The organism is Flavobacterium sp. FlaQc-48 (assembly GCF_044007335.1).
In the GTDB taxonomy this organism is placed as follows: Bacteria; Bacteroidota; Bacteroidia; order Flavobacteriales; family Flavobacteriaceae; genus Flavobacterium.
In genome coordinates this window covers 36,358-53,690 of the sequence record NZ_JBIPCR010000009.1, presented here as the reverse complement: position 1 = coordinate 53,690, position 17,333 = coordinate 36,358, and the positions used below count along the sequence as shown (strand labels likewise).

Sequence of the window (17,333 nt, the reverse complement as noted above, 5' to 3'; positions counted from 1 at the left end):
TTTCGATTTAAACTTTTATTATAATGTAAAATTAAGACCAGCCGTAAAAGTCGTTGGCTGCGGATAACCAAATCCTGCATTTTCAGGATCTACACCAGTGAAACTTTTGGCATCAATGATCAGTAAATTTTGACCGCTGATGTACAATCTAAAGCTGTCGAAATTCATTTTTTTCAATACCTCTTTTGGCAAACTGTATCCTACCTGCAAAACACGAAGTTTAAGATAGTTTCCGTTTTCTACATAATAAGTCGAAAATCGGGATTCTGCATTTCTGTCTACAGTCGTAAGAGCCGGAATAGTCGAATTAGGATTATCGACAGACCACGCATTTAATAAACGTGTCCCTTTATTGGAACCTACATCATCTACACTCCAGAAATCCGTTTGGTATTTGGTATTATTAATGACATCAACATCACTTGCTCCTTCCCAGAAAGTGGTGAAATCCCAGTTTTTATACCCTAATCCTAAATTAAACCCATAAGTCAATCCCGGATTTGGATTTCCGATCCAGGTACGGTCTTTGTCTGTAATCACTCCGTCACCGTTTAAATCTTTGTAGCGAATTCTTCCAGGGCCTTTTCCTTCCTGAATGGCCGAGTTATCGACTTCGTTCTGGTTTTGAAACAATCCGTCAGCAACATAGCCATACATAGAATTAATTGGTCGACCCAAAATATTGTCGTTTAATCCGTCTCCTCCGTAATTGTTACGTACTTCATCCGGTAATTTTGTAATCTTGTTTTTGTTGGCTGAAACATTTGCCGAGATATCATACTTTAGTCCAAATGAGGTTTCATCGTGGTAGCCTAAACTAACTTCCCATCCTTCGTTTTGCATCGAAGCACCATTTACCCAGCGATTTCCACCTTCGCCAATTACACCTAAATAAGCTGGTAAAACCAGAATATCATCTGTTTTCTTGATATAATAATCTACAGAACCACTTAATTTTTGTTTGAATAATCCAAAATCCAAACCTATGTTGGTTTGTGTAGTGGTTTCCCATTTCAAATCATCATTTCCGGACTGCGTGGCAATAAATCCGGACGGAAGCAACCCATTACCATTTCCTGCAAGATCATAAGCCGTACCGTACGAAGTGGCCCATGTTGGGCTTCCGCCTGCATAACTGGCCAGATACAAACTGTAAACAGCTGTATTACTGATTTCCTGATTTCCGGTTTGTCCCCATCCTGCTCTTAATTTTAAATCAGAGAAAACAGGGGCATTATTTTTAATGAAGTTTTCATTGCTGATTCTCCATCCTGCCGAAATTGCAGGAAAAGTTCCGAATTGATTGTTTTTACCAAAACGGGACGAACCGTCACGACGAATGGTAGCCGAAAGTAAATAACGATTATCAAATTCATAATCTACTTTTCCAAAGTACGAAAGCAATGAATATACTGTCGAGGTTCCGCTTGTAAAAGACTCCCCTGTTCCTGCATCCGGATACATATAATCAGGAGTTTCAATTAAAAAGTCATTTTTACGTAAGGTTGTGGTATCATAGACATCTTTATACATCTCTGTTCCTGCCATTATATTCAGATTACTTTTTCCGAAATTCAAGCTGTAAATAGCCGTATTCGTCCAGGTCCATTTATCGCTTACCGACTGGTCAATTGTAACGGATGACTGATCGTTTTGCAAATAACCGGATTGGTAACTTCTTTGAAGGGTTCTTTTTTTATAAGATCCGTAATCGATACCAAAACTACTTTTGATGTGCAGGTTTTTGATAATCTCTAGATCAGCATACATATTTCCAAAAAGGCGCAAATAGTCGTATTTATTGTCTTTGTTATATTCCAGAAGCCTAACCGGATTTTGCCTGTCGTTCATTCCGCCAACTGGTCCTCCCCAGCCTTTTCCGTCAACGGTATGTACCGGAATTATTGGCAAAGCACGAAGCGCAGGATCTAAAACTCCCGGATCTGTGACTTCGCTGGTACGGGTCATCGAGAAATTTTCTCCAATCACCAATTTTCCTTCAAAATATTTATAAGAACCGTTCATTCTGGCAGAAATTCTTTCAAAGTCAGTCGTTTTTACAACCCCATCATTTCCATAATAACCCAACGAAAAAACGTAATTTCCTTTATCTGATGCATTTGAAACGGATAAATCATACGAATTTGCTACTCCCGTTTGCGAAACTGCATCGTACCAATTGGTATCTGAAGATTTTAGTGTTTTAGCAGCATCCAGATATTCAGGAATCAAAACCTGGTTCAATTGTGGTTTGTTGTTATTTACCGACCAGTCAAATTGATACCGTAAATTATTATTGTTTGGATTTAATCCGTCGTTGATATTCGCCTGCCACAAAGCCTGCCCAAATTGGTTGGCATTGAGTACGTCCAGCTTTTTTGAATAATTAGAAAAAGAACTATAAGTACTAAAATTGATTCTCATTTTTCCTTCTTTTCCTTTTTTGGTCGTGATGATAATCACTCCGTTTGACGCGCGGGAACCATAAATACTTGCCGAAGAAGCATCTTTTAAAACCTGAATAGTTTCAATGTCATTTGGATTTAATTCGTGCATTCCGGATTTTGTTGGCATTCCGTCAATTACGTAAAGAGGATCTGTATTGTTTAGTGTTCCTACTCCACGAATCACTACTTTTGTATTGGCCCCACTCGGAGAACCATCAGACGATACTTTTACCCCCGCCACCCTTCCTTGCAGCGCTTTAATGGGGTTCGGTTCCGGTTGTTTCATCACTTCTTTCATGTTTACAACGGCAACGGCTCCTGTAATATCGGTTTTCTTTTGTTTGGAATATCCCGTTACAACAACTTCATTAAGCTGATTGTTGTCTACTTTTAAAGTGATATTGAATGTTTTTTGTCCCTTAACTTCTATCGATTGCGGGCTGTATCCGATAAAAGAAACAACAATCTTTGCCTCTGAGGCTACATTCTGAAAAGAGAAATTTCCATCAAAATCTGTTACTGTACTTGTATTGGTTCCGGAAATAAGTACTGTCGCTCCCGGAAGCGGCATTCCGTCATCTGACGAAATTACGGTTCCTTTTATTCCTGTTTCCTGTGCAGTCATTACCAGCACGGGAAAAAAGAAGAATAGAAAATAAATGAGTTTGGTTTTCATAGTTAGTGGTTTTGGTTTTAAGGTTAGTTTATATTTAATTGGTTAATTTCTAAGTTGCTCAGCTCGACCCCACTCTTTGAAGAAACAGAAAGTGATGTATAAGGCTGGTTTGGGAAAAAGATTTCGGTGATTACTTTTTCTCCATTATTGTAAAATAGCTCCATAGACGTTTTATCCAGAATGATTTTAAAAACACCTTCTTTTTGATTTCCGTCTAAGGCTGCTTTGGTAATTGTTGAAGCAAATTTTTCTGAGAAATCAATTTTTCCTGATTTCGAACGATCCACGAATAAATAGTGATCTGTAGTATTGATTCCAAAAGTCACCGCTTCTCCGCTTGCATTTGAAAGTGTAAAAGTGTATGTATCCTGTTTTAGATTTTTTATACTGAAATTAATTATTGCCTTAGTTAAATCAATTTTTCCTGCTTCGGTAACAGCTAATTTTCCTTTTCCTTTCAGGCTTTTTACTGTGATTGTTTTAGCAATGTATTTGTTGATTTCTTTTACAGGATTATTAATCAAAGTATAATCGTTTCCTTTTTTTATTATCTGAAGTTCACGCGCAATTGTTGTACTGCTTCTCCAGGATTGTGTTGGAACTTGTTGTGCATAATCCCAATTTGACATCCAGCCGATAAATAAGCGGCGACCGTCTGCAGCAGGAACATTATTCCAGGTAACTCCCGCATAATTATCTTTTCCGTAATCGAGCCAGACCGTTTTTTCCTGTTGTACTTTTTTAGCAAAATTAGATTCTAATGTGAAAGTTGTTCCGTCAAAATCACCAATAAAGTATTGCGTTCCTGAACCGCCGTTTGCTCCTCCCGGATTCAGATTCTGAATTAAAACCCATTTGGTTTCATTAGTGCCTTCTACTTTGATCTCAAAGAAATCAGGACATTCCCAAACCCCTCCGTGCGCTCCAATATTTTTTCCAAACTCAGATAAATACTTCCAGTTTTTAAGATCTTTAGAGGCATAAAACTGTGTACGGTCTTGTGCTGCCAAAGCCATGATCCATTGTTGATGGGTCTCATCCCAATTTACTTTTGGATCACGAAAATCACGAATTCCGGGGTTTTTAATGACAGGATTTCCTTCCTCAAATTTCTGCCATGTAAAACCATTGTCATTCGAATATGCAATATCCTGCTGTTCAACATCAATCTTTTCTTCTTTTTCTTTGGTCATATCGTGCAGCGTATAAATCGCTACAATTGGAGCCTTTTTTCCGGTACCTAAACCTGATGTATTATGGATATCTACAACAGCGCTACCTGAAAAGATATATTTGTCTTTGTCCGGATAAATAGCAATGGGCTGTTCCTCCCATTTAATTAAATCCTTACTAATCGCATGTCCCCAATGCATCGGGCCCCAAACACTTTTCTCCGGATAATGCTGGTAATACAAATGATAATATCCATCGGCATAAAACATTCCGTTAGGATCATTCATCCAGCCTTTTTTTGGAGTAAAATGAAAATTAGGACGGTACATTTTTTCTTCTGTAGCATTGCTTGTTGAAACAGCAGTGGTTTGTGCAACAGCCGTATACGGTTTACAGCCTCCTATCGATAATAATACAGCACTATAAAATGCCAGCGGCAGATGTTTCTTTGATGTCATGTTTTTTGATATTTTTTCTGGTTAGATTTTCACTTAATACTTCTAAGGAGATTCCTTTAGTTTCCGGCATCATAAACGCTACAAACACTAATTGCAGCACCATCATGAGCGTAAAAATTAAGAATACGACTTCAGGTCCGATTTCTGAAAAAAGCATCGGAATTAAAGATGGAATAATGGCCGCCAAAACCCAGTGTACAGAACTCCCGAAAGCTTGTCCTGAGGCACGAATATGGTTTGGAAAAATTTCTGAAATAAAAACCCATATCACAGCTCCCTGACCAATGGCATGCGAAGCGATAAATAAGAAAAGGAAAACAGGTACTGATAATCCCCCCCAATTGTAGTAAAACGAAGCAGAGACTAATCCAAGGGAAATAATATATCCCACAGAGCCAATGTACATTAACAACTTTCTTCCTAATTTGTCAATTAATGCTACTCCGATTAAGGTAAATATAAGATTCGTAATCCCTATTCCGATGCTGCTTAGTAAAGCGGTATTTTGTCCTAAACCTGCTTCTTCAAAAATTCTTGGGGCATAATATAAAAAGGCATTGATTCCTGAAAACTGATTGAAAAAGGCAATTAAAAAAGCCAGCATTAACGGAAAACGGTATTTTTTCATGAAGATATTTTCATGTTTGGTAACTCCGTTTTCTCGGGAATCATCCATAATAGCGGCAAGATCTGCAGTGGGATCAATTTGAAACAAAACTTTACGGGCTTCCTCATCACGGTTTTTAGACAATAACCATCTTGGACTTTCCGGAATTGTAAGGATGAAAAGAATATAAATAAGAGATGGAATCGCCTGAACTCCCACCATCCAGCGCCATGCATTTTCTCCAATATCTTTTAAAAAGTAATTGGATATAAAGGCAATTAAAATACCTAACACAATATTGAACTGATACAGCGCTACCAATCGTCCGCGTTTGTCTGCCGGAGCGATTTCTGACACATAAGCCGGAGCGGCAATGGTTGAAGCACCAACTCCTAAACCGCCTATAAACCTGAAAGCGGCAAATACATAAGGATCGTTTGCAAAAGCAGCGCCAATGGCTGAAATGAAATACAAAATTCCGATCCAGAACAATGTTTTTTTACGACCTATTTTATTGGTTGGAATTCCGCCAAAAATGGCTCCTATAACAGTTCCCCAAAGTGCCATTGCCATAACAACAGAACCGTGAAAAGCATCAGATGAATGCCATAAAAGCTGTAATTGTTTATCAGCTCCAGAAATAACTACGGTATCAAAACCGAATAGAAAACCTGCCAGTGCAGCAGTAACAGACCAAATCAATATCTTATTCATTGTAGATGTATTAAAAACTTATTGCTAAGATATCCGCAAAAAAAACAACTTGTTTTTAATGATGTTACAATTTAATTCTATAATTATTGATAGTTTGACATATTTAACTCAAGACATTTATTTACAAGCCTTTACATATATTAAATTTTATTTACGAAAACCGTGTAGTTTCGATTTTGTTACATCTTGTACAAAATTGATACATGAAATTATTTAAAAAAAGGCATAAAGTAACAAAGGTTCTGAGGTTCTAAGTTGTTAAAAACTATAAGTACAAAAAAATTTACATTTTATTATAAATTTTACATTTTGAATCGGTTCCGGTTTAAGCTGAAGTTATAAAATAAAAGCAAGAATGAATCTAGCCCATATAGCGGAACATTTTGGCTAAAGCCTATTTAATATCAATTCTCTAACCTCCATTTGAAGCTCAATGTCATTAAGTTAAGCTATTTTGATAATTGTGAATAATGCGAACTAAGAGTTGAAATGTGCCGCCAGGCACTAAATATTGGCAGTTATTAAAGATTAGAAATACGTTGGCGTGCCGCAGGTACGCCACAAAATCATAACTATTGCGTACCTACGGCACGCTAGATTTATTCCGATTCCTTATTACTACCTATATTTAGTGCCTAACGACACAAATTGTAGGCTTTCAAATCTTTATGGGTATAAATAACAGGATTGTCGATTTTATGCTGTTTCACACATCTGAAATCAAAAATCGTTAATCAAAAATATTAAATCATTTATTGTTTTTTCCTTAACTTAATGACATTGAGCTGAAGTTGGAGGCAATTCAGATATTGCTATCCTATTTATTATGGCGAGCAAATCTCCAAAGTCACAAATTTTTTAAAAACTTCAAATTTCTGTTGTTATCCTAACAGGTTTCAAAAACCTGTTAGGTATTCTCTGTATTGATTATTGGGCACATACGGCTAAAAAAAAAGCTTACAATAAAACAATTGAGATGAACTTTCTACTCAAAAAAAACAATACCAAAAACGCATTAATAATTATCGTTTTTATATTCTTTAGGAGAAACTCCAAATTTATTCTTAAAAGCAGTAGAAAAATAGTTTGGAGAAGAGAACCCAAGAGAGTATGCAATCTCAGAAATATTCATCTGATTTGACTTCAAAAGCTCTGCGGCTTTCTCTAATTTAACATTATTGATATGATCGCTAATATTGATTCCGATAATTGCTTTTACCTTGCGGTACAATTGAACTCTTGAAACACTTAACTTATCTGCTAAATCTTCTACAGAAAATTTAGGATTTTCAACATTGAGTTTAATAATATCATTCATTTTAGTAATAAAAGTTTGTTCCTGATTTCCAAATTTAGATTCAGGCTCAATACGATAAATATTATTGGTATAATAATAACGCAGTTTTTCTCTGTTGAAAAGCAAACTCGAAATAGATTGTTTTAAAATCGAAAGGCTAAAAGGTTTGGTCAGATATTGATCTACTCCACTCTGCAAGCCTTTCAATACAGATTCTTTATTGCTTTGTGCTGTCAGAATGATAATTGGAATATGTGAAGAGCGTAAATCCTTCTTTAATTCTTTACTGATTTCATAACCGTCTTTCTCAACCAGATTGATATCGCAAATGATGATATCCGGGACAATTTCCATTGTTTTTTCGATAGCATCGCTTCCGTCAGAAGAATACACCATATATTCAACGGATAATTTTGCTTTTAAGAATGTAACCAGATCAATGTTATCTTCTATGATCAAAAGCGAATATTTCTCTGATTCAGCAATTGCATGTACTTCTTTAAAATCAGGTTCTATATCAAGATTGTCTGTTATTAAATTTGGAGTGATGTTTAGGTTTTCGGCTTGATTTACCATTTCTGAAGGCTGCAAATGACTGCTTCCTTTTAATAAAGTAATGACAAACTCGCTTCCCTGTTTCGATTTAAGCTCAATTGTTCCGTGATGCAAGAGCACAAATTCTTTGGATAAGTGAAGCCCAATTCCAGAACTGTTTTTATTATTGTTTGAAGCTTTAAAAAACGGACTAAATACGTTAGACCATTCATTTTCAGGGATTCCAATTCCGGAATCTTTAAAACTAATTTTTACTGTATTGTCCTGATTTTCGATAATTGAAATGTTTATTTTTCCGTTATCAGGCGTAAATTTAAAAGCGTTAGAAAGCAAATTGAAATACACTTTGTCCATTAATCCCCTATCGATAAATAACTCCAGATTTTTATTTTTGATAGTCAGCTGAAAATCAATATTTCTACGCGCAGCTTCTCCTTTAAAATTGGTCATTACTTCGTTAGTAAAATTGTACATATTGGTACTTGAGGCTCTTAAAGTAAATTTTTGCTCCTCTATTTTTCTAAAATCCAGCAATTGATTTATTAATCTGAGTAATCGGTTTGAATTTTTATGAATGAGTTTTACCTCGTCAATAAGTGCGGTTCCTTTGATTTTTTCATTTTCGATCAGGGACTCCACATAACTCATAATCAAAGTTATGGGTGTTTTAAATTCATGCGAAAGTCCGGTAAAGAAATTCAGTTTTGCTTCGTTGCTTTTTGCTGCAATCTTTGCCATTTCCTGAATCTCATTATTTTGATTGATTACGGTTTGATTGATGCTTTCCAGCTGTTTTTTCTTTTTCGAGATAGAAATGGTCGAATAAATACTGTAAACGGTCAGACTCAAAATAATCACGAGGAAAAAACTCAGCAACCGCACCAGATTATTTTGCGAAGCATATTCTCTTTCCTGAACCTTGATTGCCCCTTGCTGTGACTCTATAACGGCTTGCTGCTGATCTACCTTGTCCATTTGGTTTTCGATAATTTCAGCATTGTTATGGTCGATAACAATGGTATTAAGGATATTATTTTTAGAAATGGGCTCTTTATGATACATTTTCAGAGCCAGTTTCAATGCTTCATTTCCTCCTGTTGGATATAAAATAGTTCCGTTGAGAACACCACTTTTTACCAATTCGATCCCGCCATTCACAGAATTTAATCCATCAACACCCAAAAATTTGATTTTATTCTCTAATCCAACCGTTTTGGCAGTTTCCCATGCGCTTAATGCCATACGATCGTTATGGGCGAAAATGTATTCAATATCAGGATTTTGTAAAAGAATATTTTTTAACGGTGCATTTACAGACTCTTTTTCCCAATTGCCGTGAATAGTATTCACAACACTAAAACGTTTATTGCCTTTAATGATCTGATCAAATCCAAGGCTGCGTTCATACGCCGGCGAAGAACCGTTTGCCCCTGTAATTTCAACGATTTTGCCTGAACCTTTACTGTGAGAAATGATATATCGGGCGGCAATTCTTCCAATTTCAATATTATCGGCCCCAAGATAAGCGGTGTAATTTTCCCCATCTATTTTACGGTCTACCACAAGAACGGGAATTCCGGCTTTAATGGACTTCTCAACAACGGCAGTTAAGGGTTTCGACTGGATTGGAGATACAATAATAACATCTACCTTATTGGCTATAAATCGTTCTATATCTTCGATTTGTTTGCTAATATTATTATTGGCATCGCTAATTTTTAAATCGACTTCAGGCCTCAACGACGCTTCAATTTTTATCGAACTGGTCATTTGTTTGCGCCAATCGTCTGTGGTCATGGCTTGCGAGAAACCTACCTTTATTTTATCTCCCTGTTTTTGACTACAGGAAACTAAACTTAATGATGCTAAAAAAAGCAGCAAAATATATTTTACAGGTGAATACATGAATTATAAGTTTATGTAAATGAAAATGAATTTTCAAAAAAAATACCTTCTTAGACCAACAACCTGTCAAAATAATTAGGAAGGATTATTTTGCACTGACAAGCGGGAAGGGAATATAATAGGGTAAAATTAAACTTTTATTTGATGTTTGCAACTTAGGACTGAAATATCTTAATCAAAAACAGTGATCCTCAAAAAACACTGTAAACTGCTAATGATGTGCTTTGTTCTACGAACAAGAAGTACAATCTTTCTGCATCCTTAACTAACCTGCAGAGCTTTTTTTTATTCCATTCATTCTAAAACTTTTAAGGCTCATTCCTTTGTGTCTTTTAAAAAATTTATTGACATGACTTTCATCTGCAAACCCAAATTCATCTGCTATCTCATGAACTCTTTTATCGCTAAATTTTAGTCTGTGCTCTATCAGGCGGATTCTGTAAGAAGAAATATAATACTGAATGGTTTCTCCACATTGTTTACGAAAATAGCTGCCCAGATAAGTTGGCGATAAACCAAATACTTCTGCCATTACAGCTATTTTCAAGCGTTCCGGAGTACGTATATGCTCTTGAATATAATCCAGTATTTGCAGAATACGCACATCTGCATTGGGAGAAATATTTTTTGGTTTTACCGCTGATATGTTCCTTGCAGCTATCACAATAATCGCATTTACTAAATGACGAATCAAGTCCTGGTTATAAATATTGTTATGTTCAATAGTATGTTGTAGCTGTTGCGTAAGGATATGAACCATTTGCTTATCGTGATGGCTCGCCAAAACTGAACCTGACAAATGAGAAGCATAATACAAGAGGCATTCGATATGGTCAATACTTTTCCATTGATATTCTTTAATATAATTTTCGCCAAAACGAACGACTATAAACTCAGAAATACTGTACAGGTCAAATTCATGGCAATCATTGGGCGTAGTCAAAAATAAGTCTCCTAATGTGTAATCGACTTTATTTCCATTTGTAGAATAGCTTCCATTACCGGATATGACATAAACCATTTCAAAGAAGTTAAACTGTCTGTCACGTAATGGACATACATCTATTTTTTCATAAAATACTTCGAGCGATTGGTAAATGTTTTCTCTTGCCATGTGGCAAAGATACCCAAATACACTTGAAATATACCTGTTAGAAGACGCTTTACCAGTCTATTTTTGCCAGACACAATTAAACATTATAAATTAAGATTGTGTGGGATTATAAAAATCACTGAATATGAAAAATACCAATTTGAAGAATATAGACAGCAACCTTTGGCAAGCCATTACCAAAAGTGACTATATGCAGATAGATTATGAAAGTTTGCTGGAAAGTAATCCTGCGCAAATTAGAGCCGAGGAACTTACCTTATCATTAAAGGAACAATCTCTTGAAATGCCCGATCAGTTACATGTCGAAAACATTCAGATTCCTTCTTCCCAAAATAAACGTACTATACCATTAAGAACATACAAACCCTCCGATAAAGGTATTTTACCCGTATTGCTTTATTTTCATGGAGGAGCTTTTATCTACGGAACTCCAGAGCAATATGATTTTTTATTTTTCAGACTAGCAATTGATATTAATGCAGTAATTGTGTCTGTCGATTACAGATTGGCGCCTGAACATCCTTTTCCTGCTGCTATGGAAGATGGATATGATACACTGTTGTGGTTGTCTAAATATGCCGGAAATATCGGAGGGGATAAAAACAATATTCTGATAGGCGGAAGCAGTGCCGGAGCGACTATTGCAGCTTCTGTTACCCATCTGGCAAGAGATAAAAAGCAAGTAGAAATCCAGCACCAGTATTTACTTTATCCACCAATGGATCATCGCCTGAAAACCCAATCAATGCAAGACTTAGCAAATGCTCCTATGCAAACCAAAAAAGCAACAGAATGGATGTGGAAACATTACTTACCGCAGCTAATAATCCAGCCACCAAAATATGCAGTCCCACTATTGGAAGAAAATTTCAAAGATTTACCAAATGCAACGATCATAGTATGCGAATTGGACCCACTGAAAGACGAAGGGAAAAAATATACCATAAAATTACAGCAAGCCGGTATTGTGGTTGATTTATTGGAAATACGAGGAGCTGTACATGCCTTTGATTTTTTCCCGTGTTCATTATCCGATACTTTTTATACCCAACAAGTTAAATTATACAATAAAATTTTAGATCCGCAAAAATGAAAAAAATAGTAATTATAAATGGGCATCCTGGCAAAGAAAACTTAAACAGTGCTATTGTAGATTCTTATATTAATTCTGCTAGGGAAGCCGGTTCAGAAGTTCGCTATATCGCTATCGGAGCGCTGGATTTCAATCCTAATTTACAGTTCGGTTATTCTCAAAGAATGGAATTGGAACCTGACTTGGTAAAAGCCTTAGAAGACATTCAATGGAGTGAACATACGGTATGGATACATCCTATGTGGTGGCTGGGTATTCCGGCAATTATGAAAGGTTTTTTCGACAGGGCATTTCTTCCAGGTATTACCTTCAAGAAGGATGAAAAAGGTGTTACCGAAGGATTATTAAAAGGAAAGACAGGACGAATTATTACAACGGCAGGCGATTTATCCCTAACTATGTATGAAGAAATCTATAAGTCAAGCGGGCTTGTACAATTAAAAGAAGGAATTTTAGGTTACTGCGGGATAGCTCCCATTACAAGTAATTTTATTGGACCTCTTAATGAATTAAATAAAAGTGACAGATTAAAATGGCTAAAGAAGATAAAATACCTGGCTTTAGTAGACTCCAAATAAATTTGAGTCGTTTTTATAATGAACTCATTGGATATAATTACTTTTACCACATAAAAGCTACCTTATGTGCATGAAAAATTATACCCAACGATTTTTTAATCCAACATAAAAACGATTAATCCTCTTGCCCCGTGGGCTCCTAAAACCAATGATTGTTCGATATCGGCTGTTTTAGACGGTCCGGCGATAAAAGTCCCGAAACCATATTCCTGATTACCGATTCTTTCGTAAGCCTGATGCATGGTGGCAAGAATATCTTTTTTATGTACTATAATAGCCAGATATTGTGCAATAAAAGGCGAAACACGTTGTCCTAATAAATCGTCTGTAACCCATAGCGCACTATTTTCGGCTACGCCAAAATGAGCTTTTATAACATTTAATTCTACGTCCTGAAGCGAATGCGGATCATCATGGGTCCAGTCTAAAACTGCAATTTCTGAAAGTTCCGGAATTGTCGTTATGATACGTTTTTCGATCGCATAATTTGCTTTTATGTACTGAATGATTTCAGCATAATCGGCAACTTCTACAGGATCGCCACCAATATTTTTCAGTACGGTTTTATACGTTGCAAGCACATCAGGATTGTCTGAATTTAAAAGATTCAGATCAGGCAAGTCTGTAATAAAAGCCGGTTGGTTTTGCTTTATTTTATTTAAAATTTCCGCTTTGCTACTCATTTTCTTTTGCTTTTGCTTCTCTTGAATTTTTCTTGTACCATTCTCTAAAAGATTCTTCGGGAACATCAGGCATCTCGCGCTGATCGTACCATTTATTCATCTTATTATTGACGAGTCCGGGAATATTTTTCATTACAAAACGACCGGATTTTCCGGCAATATTAAAAATAGCCGGATTTGCCAGAACGGTTGCCATCGTTTTCATCGCAATGGTTTTCGATGTTGGCGTATGTCCTTCTTTTACCAAAACCTGACGCCATTTGTACAATTGGTCGTGTATATCAATTTTTACCGGACAAACATTGGTGCAAGAACCACAAAGTGTACTGGCAAATGGTAAGTCGGCATTTTTGCTCATGTCTAAATTGGGTGCCAGTATAGAACCAATTGGTCCTGCAACGGCATTGTGATAACTGTGTCCGCCACTGCGTCTGTAAACGGGACATGTATTCATACACGCACCACAGCGAATGCATTTTAGGGAGTTTCTAAAATCTTCTCTTCCTAATTGTGTGCTTCTGCCGTTATCGACAATCACAATATGAAGTTCTTTTCCCTCTCTTGGTTTTTTAAAGTGACTTGAAAAAGTAGTGATAGGCTGTCCTGTGGCACTTCTGGCCAATAATCTCAGGAAAACGCCTAAATGTTTGCGTTGCGGAATCAGTTTTTCGAATCCCATGCAGGCAATATGAACATCAGCAAGATGAGCTCCCATATCTGCATTTCCTTCGTTGGTACACACCACAATTTCGCCCGTTTCTGCAATAGCGAAGTTTACTCCGGTTAAAGCGACTTTGCGGGTTAAGAAGGTATTCCTTAAACTCAAACGAGCCGATTCAGTTAAATACTGAGGATCTATGTTTCCTTTTTCTGTACCTAAATGTTCATGAAAAGTTTCGCTTACATCTTCTTTTTTAAGGTGAATGGCAGGTAAAACAATATGACTTGGAGGTTCTTTACGAAGCTGCACAATATATTCTCCTAAATCCGAATCGATGACTTCGATGCCTTTTTCTGCCAGATAATCATTCAAATGACATTCTTCGGTAAGCATTGATTTTGATTTCACCATTTGCTTCACCTCATGTTTTGCCATGATCGAATGCACGATTTCGTTATGTTCTTTGGCATCGGCTGCCCAATGTACAATAATGCCGTTTTTCTGGGCGTTTGCTTCAAACTCAATCAAATAATCATGAATATTAGAAAGTACATTATTTTTAATTTGTGAAGCGGTTTCGCGAAGCAATTCCCAATCAGCGATTTGATGTGCTGATTTATCACGTTTTTCGCGAACAAACCAAAGTGTTTCATCGTGCCAGTTGACGCGTTCTGTATCTTTGTTAAAACGTGTTGCTGCTTCGCTGTGTGGTATAACTTTTTCTGATGACATCTTTATTATTTGAAAGTCAATTTTAAAATATTTATGATGGTTATTATCTAACCGCAAAGTTTGCAAGGTTTTACGCAAGGTTCGCAAAGCTACTTTTTTATCTTAGCGAACCTTGCGTATTTTTCTTAGCGCACTTTGCGGTTAAAATTATAGCCAACGTTTACTTTTAATTTTCCAGTGAATTTAATATTTCGGCAATATGAATGGTTTTTATCGGGCTTTTTTGTCTTTTCAGAATGCCTTCTAAATGCATTAAACACGACATATCGCCACCGGTAATATAATCAACCTGATGATTTTCATGATCTTTGATTCGGTCTTGTCCCATTTTTACCGACACCGCTTCTTCGGTCACACAAAATGTTCCTCCAAAACCACAACATTCATCTTTTCTGGACAAAGAAACCAGGTCCAACCCTTTTATATTATGTAATAATTGCTCGGGTTTTGAGAAAAATGGCGCATTAAGCTCTGTCATTTGCGAAAGTTTTAATCCGCGCTGACCATGACAGCTTACGTGCATTCCTACTCGGTACGGGAAATTTCCGTCTATCGAATCCACTTTTAAAATATCAGTAATAAACTCGGTTAATTCGAATACTTTCTTTCGCATTTCTGCTGCGACTTCTTCTTGTTTCTCGTCATGTAAATGCTCTTTAACATGTAAAACACAACTTCCGGAAGGGCAAACTATATAATCGAATCCCGTAAAATTAGCGATAAAATTAGCATCGCAGCCTTTGGTTAAATATTGGTATCCGCTATTTGCCATCGGTTGCCCGCAACAGGTTTGTCCCATCGGAAAATGAACTTCGCAACCTAATTTTTGCAAAAGCTCATACGTGGCAATAGCTACTTTCGGGTAAAACTGATCGACATAGCACGGTATAAATAATCCGATTTTCATATTAATGTATTATTATTTTTAAACACATAGGAACATCGTTGTAGAAAAAGTAAAAAAACGTTTCACTTTAAATAAAACTCATAGCACTATGTGATAGAAATGTATTTCTTTTTAGAACGTTTTTTATACCTAAAATCTATATTTCTATGTATTAAAATATTTTTCTGCAGATTTTCATTTTTTAACTATTCAACCGCATCGGATTAAAATCCGTTGCTACAAAATAGGTCGTTCCTCCGGAACTTTTGTAAAAAACTTTGCGCCTTTGCGAGATTAATTTTATCCCATCCCTTTTATTTGCACAAATATCGCAAATAAAGAAATTTTTAATTTTTAATTCTCAATTTTTAATTGAAGCTCTCTCTAGTGCTTGTAAAATTTCAAATCAATTAAATCGTTCTGAATGGGTTTAGGATTCCAGTTTTGATGAATCGCTAACGCGGCACCCAAAGCACTTGCCTGCGCCATAGAAGCAGCGTATACTTCTACATCCGGAAAGGCTTCTGCCAGTAAATTCATAAAAATTGAATTTTTGCTGAATCCTCCATCTACAAAAATTTTCTTTACAGGACTATTATGCACCACTAAATTAGTCGAAAAAACCTGTTGTTCAACCAAATCCAACATCAATTGATGATACGCAATTTCGTAACTTTTAAAAGAAGAAAAGTCTCTTTTTTGAAACGGACATTCTTTTAGAATATCAAAATCGTATTTTTTAGGATAAAGGATTTGAAAATTCAAAGCTCTTAAATTTGCCACCACATTTTTATCAAAGTAAATATCTTTATAAGAATCTACAGGAACTTTAAAATGTTCTGCCAGTTTTTTGGTTTGCACTTCGTGTTCATTGCCTGAGAAAAGACGGGCAGCTTTTACCGGTTTGTCTGTATATTGCATGTAGCACAAGCAATCGTTTTGTAATTCCTCAAAAGTTAATCGTTTATTATTAAACGGGTTTAGTGAAATACTCCAGGTTCCGGTTGATAATAAGACAAAAGGCTCGGTAAAGTTTATGGTATAGGGAATAATGGCTGATGAACTGTCGTGTAATCCAACACCAATAGCTAATCCGTTTTCTTTTTTGATGATGTCTTTTCCGTGATGAATTGGCGGAATTTTAGCCGAAATATTTTCGTTTTTGAGCCATTTATGATACTTCATTTTCTTAAAATTCCAAAGATTGGTATGGCATCCAATGCTTGTAATGTCAGCATAAGCTTCATGGGTCAATAGAAAACTCAAATATTGTGGTAAATGTAAACAGTACTTTACCTGCTTGAATAATTCCGGCTTTTCTTCTTTCAGTCTGTAAATTTGCATTCCTGAATTCAGGCTTCCTAACACGGGAGAAGCTGTTTTTACTGCAAAAACTTCTTTTCCTTTGTATTTTTTATAAAAGTCGTTTTTTAACTCCTCCGGATACTCTTTTAAATAGTTATACAGAGGAGTTAAAACATTTCCTTCTTTATCAATGTAGACAAAACTAGCGCCATAAGTACTAAAATTGATGGCTTTTAGAATATAATCCGATAGGTTTTTTATTTCTGCTAATCTTTCGAATATCCAGTTTTTGAGTACTTCTATGTCTTCGCAGGGAAAACCGTCTTCATCAACCGTTTCGTCAAGATTAACTGATTTTTCCCAAACAATTTTATAGTTTTCATCAAATAAAAATACCTTTTTGTTTGTTTTACCAATATCAAAAATTGCAACTACATTCATTATGCTGT

General features: G+C 36.0%; 11 protein-coding genes. 2 read left to right on the top strand and 9 right to left on the bottom strand.

Annotated elements, in window-relative coordinates; genetic code table 11:
• Positions 1-18: 18 nt before the first annotated feature.
• The 5 genes from ACHRWY_RS15270 to ACHRWY_RS15250 all read right to left on the bottom strand — a co-directional run bounded on the left by ACHRWY_RS15270 (position 19) and on the right by ACHRWY_RS15250 (position 10,946).
• Positions 19-3,123: a SusC/RagA family TonB-linked outer membrane protein gene (locus ACHRWY_RS15270; RefSeq protein ID WP_395355793.1), complete on the bottom strand. Its 3,105-nt coding sequence runs from the start codon at positions 3,121-3,123 to the stop codon at positions 19-21.
• Between the two features lie 23 nt (positions 3,124-3,146).
• Positions 3,147-4,754, bottom strand: a complete 1,608-nt coding sequence (locus ACHRWY_RS15265) for a glycoside hydrolase family 32 protein (protein WP_395355792.1) — start codon at positions 4,752-4,754, stop codon at positions 3,147-3,149.
• Positions 4,717-6,075: a sugar porter family MFS transporter gene (locus ACHRWY_RS15260; protein WP_395355791.1), complete on the bottom strand. Its 1,359-nt coding sequence runs from the start codon at positions 6,073-6,075 to the stop codon at positions 4,717-4,719. The genes ACHRWY_RS15265 and ACHRWY_RS15260 overlap by 38 nt, the downstream gene beginning before the upstream one ends.
• A gap of 1,015 nt (positions 6,076-7,090) precedes the next feature.
• Complete coding sequence (locus ACHRWY_RS15255) at positions 7,091-9,832, bottom strand: substrate-binding domain-containing protein (RefSeq protein WP_395355790.1); 2,742 nt, start codon at positions 9,830-9,832, stop codon at positions 7,091-7,093.
• 265 nt (positions 9,833-10,097) lie between these two features.
• The gene (locus ACHRWY_RS15250; protein ID WP_395355788.1) at positions 10,098-10,946 is read right to left on the bottom strand and encodes an AraC family transcriptional regulator; all 849 of its coding nucleotides are present in this window, start codon (positions 10,944-10,946) and stop codon (positions 10,098-10,100) included.
• Positions 10,947-11,070: 124 nt separating this feature from the next.
• On the opposite strand from ACHRWY_RS15250, the gene ACHRWY_RS15245 reads away from it, so the two are divergent.
• Positions 11,071-12,039: an alpha/beta hydrolase gene (locus tag ACHRWY_RS15245; RefSeq protein ID WP_395355787.1), complete on the top strand. Its 969-nt coding sequence runs from the start codon at positions 11,071-11,073 to the stop codon at positions 12,037-12,039.
• Positions 12,036-12,617 carry an NAD(P)H-dependent oxidoreductase gene (locus ACHRWY_RS15240; RefSeq protein WP_395355785.1) on the top strand — a complete coding sequence of 194 codons (582 nt, stop codon included), beginning with the start codon at positions 12,036-12,038 and terminating at the stop codon, positions 12,615-12,617. Before ACHRWY_RS15245 ends, ACHRWY_RS15240 begins: the two co-directional genes overlap by 4 nt.
• Positions 12,618-12,712: 95 nt before the next feature.
• Here ACHRWY_RS15240 and ACHRWY_RS15235 read toward each other — a convergent pair whose 3' ends face one another.
• The 4 genes from ACHRWY_RS15235 to ACHRWY_RS15220 all read right to left on the bottom strand — a co-directional run bounded on the left by ACHRWY_RS15235 (position 12,713) and on the right by ACHRWY_RS15220 (position 17,325).
• Positions 12,713-13,300, bottom strand: a complete 588-nt coding sequence (locus ACHRWY_RS15235; RefSeq protein ID WP_395355784.1) for a lactate utilization protein C — start codon at positions 13,298-13,300, stop codon at positions 12,713-12,715.
• Positions 13,293-14,693 carry a lactate utilization protein B gene (locus tag ACHRWY_RS15230; protein WP_395355783.1) on the bottom strand — a complete coding sequence of 467 codons (1,401 nt, stop codon included), beginning with the start codon at positions 14,691-14,693 and terminating at the stop codon, positions 13,293-13,295. Before ACHRWY_RS15230 ends, ACHRWY_RS15235 begins: the two co-directional genes overlap by 8 nt.
• A gap of 166 nt (positions 14,694-14,859) precedes the next feature.
• Entirely contained in the window at positions 14,860-15,600 is a 741-nt protein-coding gene (locus ACHRWY_RS15225; RefSeq protein ID WP_395355782.1) for a (Fe-S)-binding protein, read from the bottom strand.
• Positions 15,601-15,963: 363 nt separating this feature from the next.
• A complete protein-coding gene (locus ACHRWY_RS15220) occupies positions 15,964-17,325 on the bottom strand; it encodes an FGGY-family carbohydrate kinase (protein WP_395355781.1) in 1,362 nt (453 codons plus the stop codon).
• Positions 17,326-17,333: the final 8 nt, after the last annotated feature.

What these genes read in the sequence shown, in the direction of transcription:
- ACHRWY_RS15270 (WP_395355793.1), bottom strand. Translation starts at nt 3,123, where the DNA reads ATGAAAACCAAACTCATTTATTTTCTATTCTTCTTTTTTCCCGTGCTG.
- ACHRWY_RS15265 (WP_395355792.1), bottom strand. Translation starts at nt 4,754, where the DNA reads ATGACATCAAAGAAACATCTGCCGCTGGCATTTTATAGTGCTGTATTA.
- ACHRWY_RS15260 (WP_395355791.1), bottom strand. Translation starts at nt 6,075, where the DNA reads ATGAATAAGATATTGATTTGGTCTGTTACTGCTGCACTGGCAGGTTTT.
- ACHRWY_RS15255 (WP_395355790.1), bottom strand. Translation starts at nt 9,832, where the DNA reads ATGTATTCACCTGTAAAATATATTTTGCTGCTTTTTTTAGCATCATTA.
- ACHRWY_RS15250 (WP_395355788.1), bottom strand. Translation starts at nt 10,946, where the DNA reads ATGGCAAGAGAAAACATTTACCAATCGCTCGAAGTATTTTATGAAAAA.
- ACHRWY_RS15245 (WP_395355787.1), top strand. Translation starts at nt 11,071, where the DNA reads ATGAAAAATACCAATTTGAAGAATATAGACAGCAACCTTTGGCAAGCC.
- ACHRWY_RS15240 (WP_395355785.1), top strand. Translation starts at nt 12,036, where the DNA reads ATGAAAAAAATAGTAATTATAAATGGGCATCCTGGCAAAGAAAACTTA.
- ACHRWY_RS15235 (WP_395355784.1), bottom strand. Translation starts at nt 13,300, where the DNA reads ATGAGTAGCAAAGCGGAAATTTTAAATAAAATAAAGCAAAACCAACCG.
- ACHRWY_RS15230 (WP_395355783.1), bottom strand. Translation starts at nt 14,693, where the DNA reads ATGTCATCAGAAAAAGTTATACCACACAGCGAAGCAGCAACACGTTTT.
- ACHRWY_RS15225 (WP_395355782.1), bottom strand. Translation starts at nt 15,600, where the DNA reads ATGAAAATCGGATTATTTATACCGTGCTATGTCGATCAGTTTTACCCG.
- ACHRWY_RS15220 (WP_395355781.1), bottom strand. Translation starts at nt 17,325, where the DNA reads ATGAATGTAGTTGCAATTTTTGATATTGGTAAAACAAACAAAAAGGTA.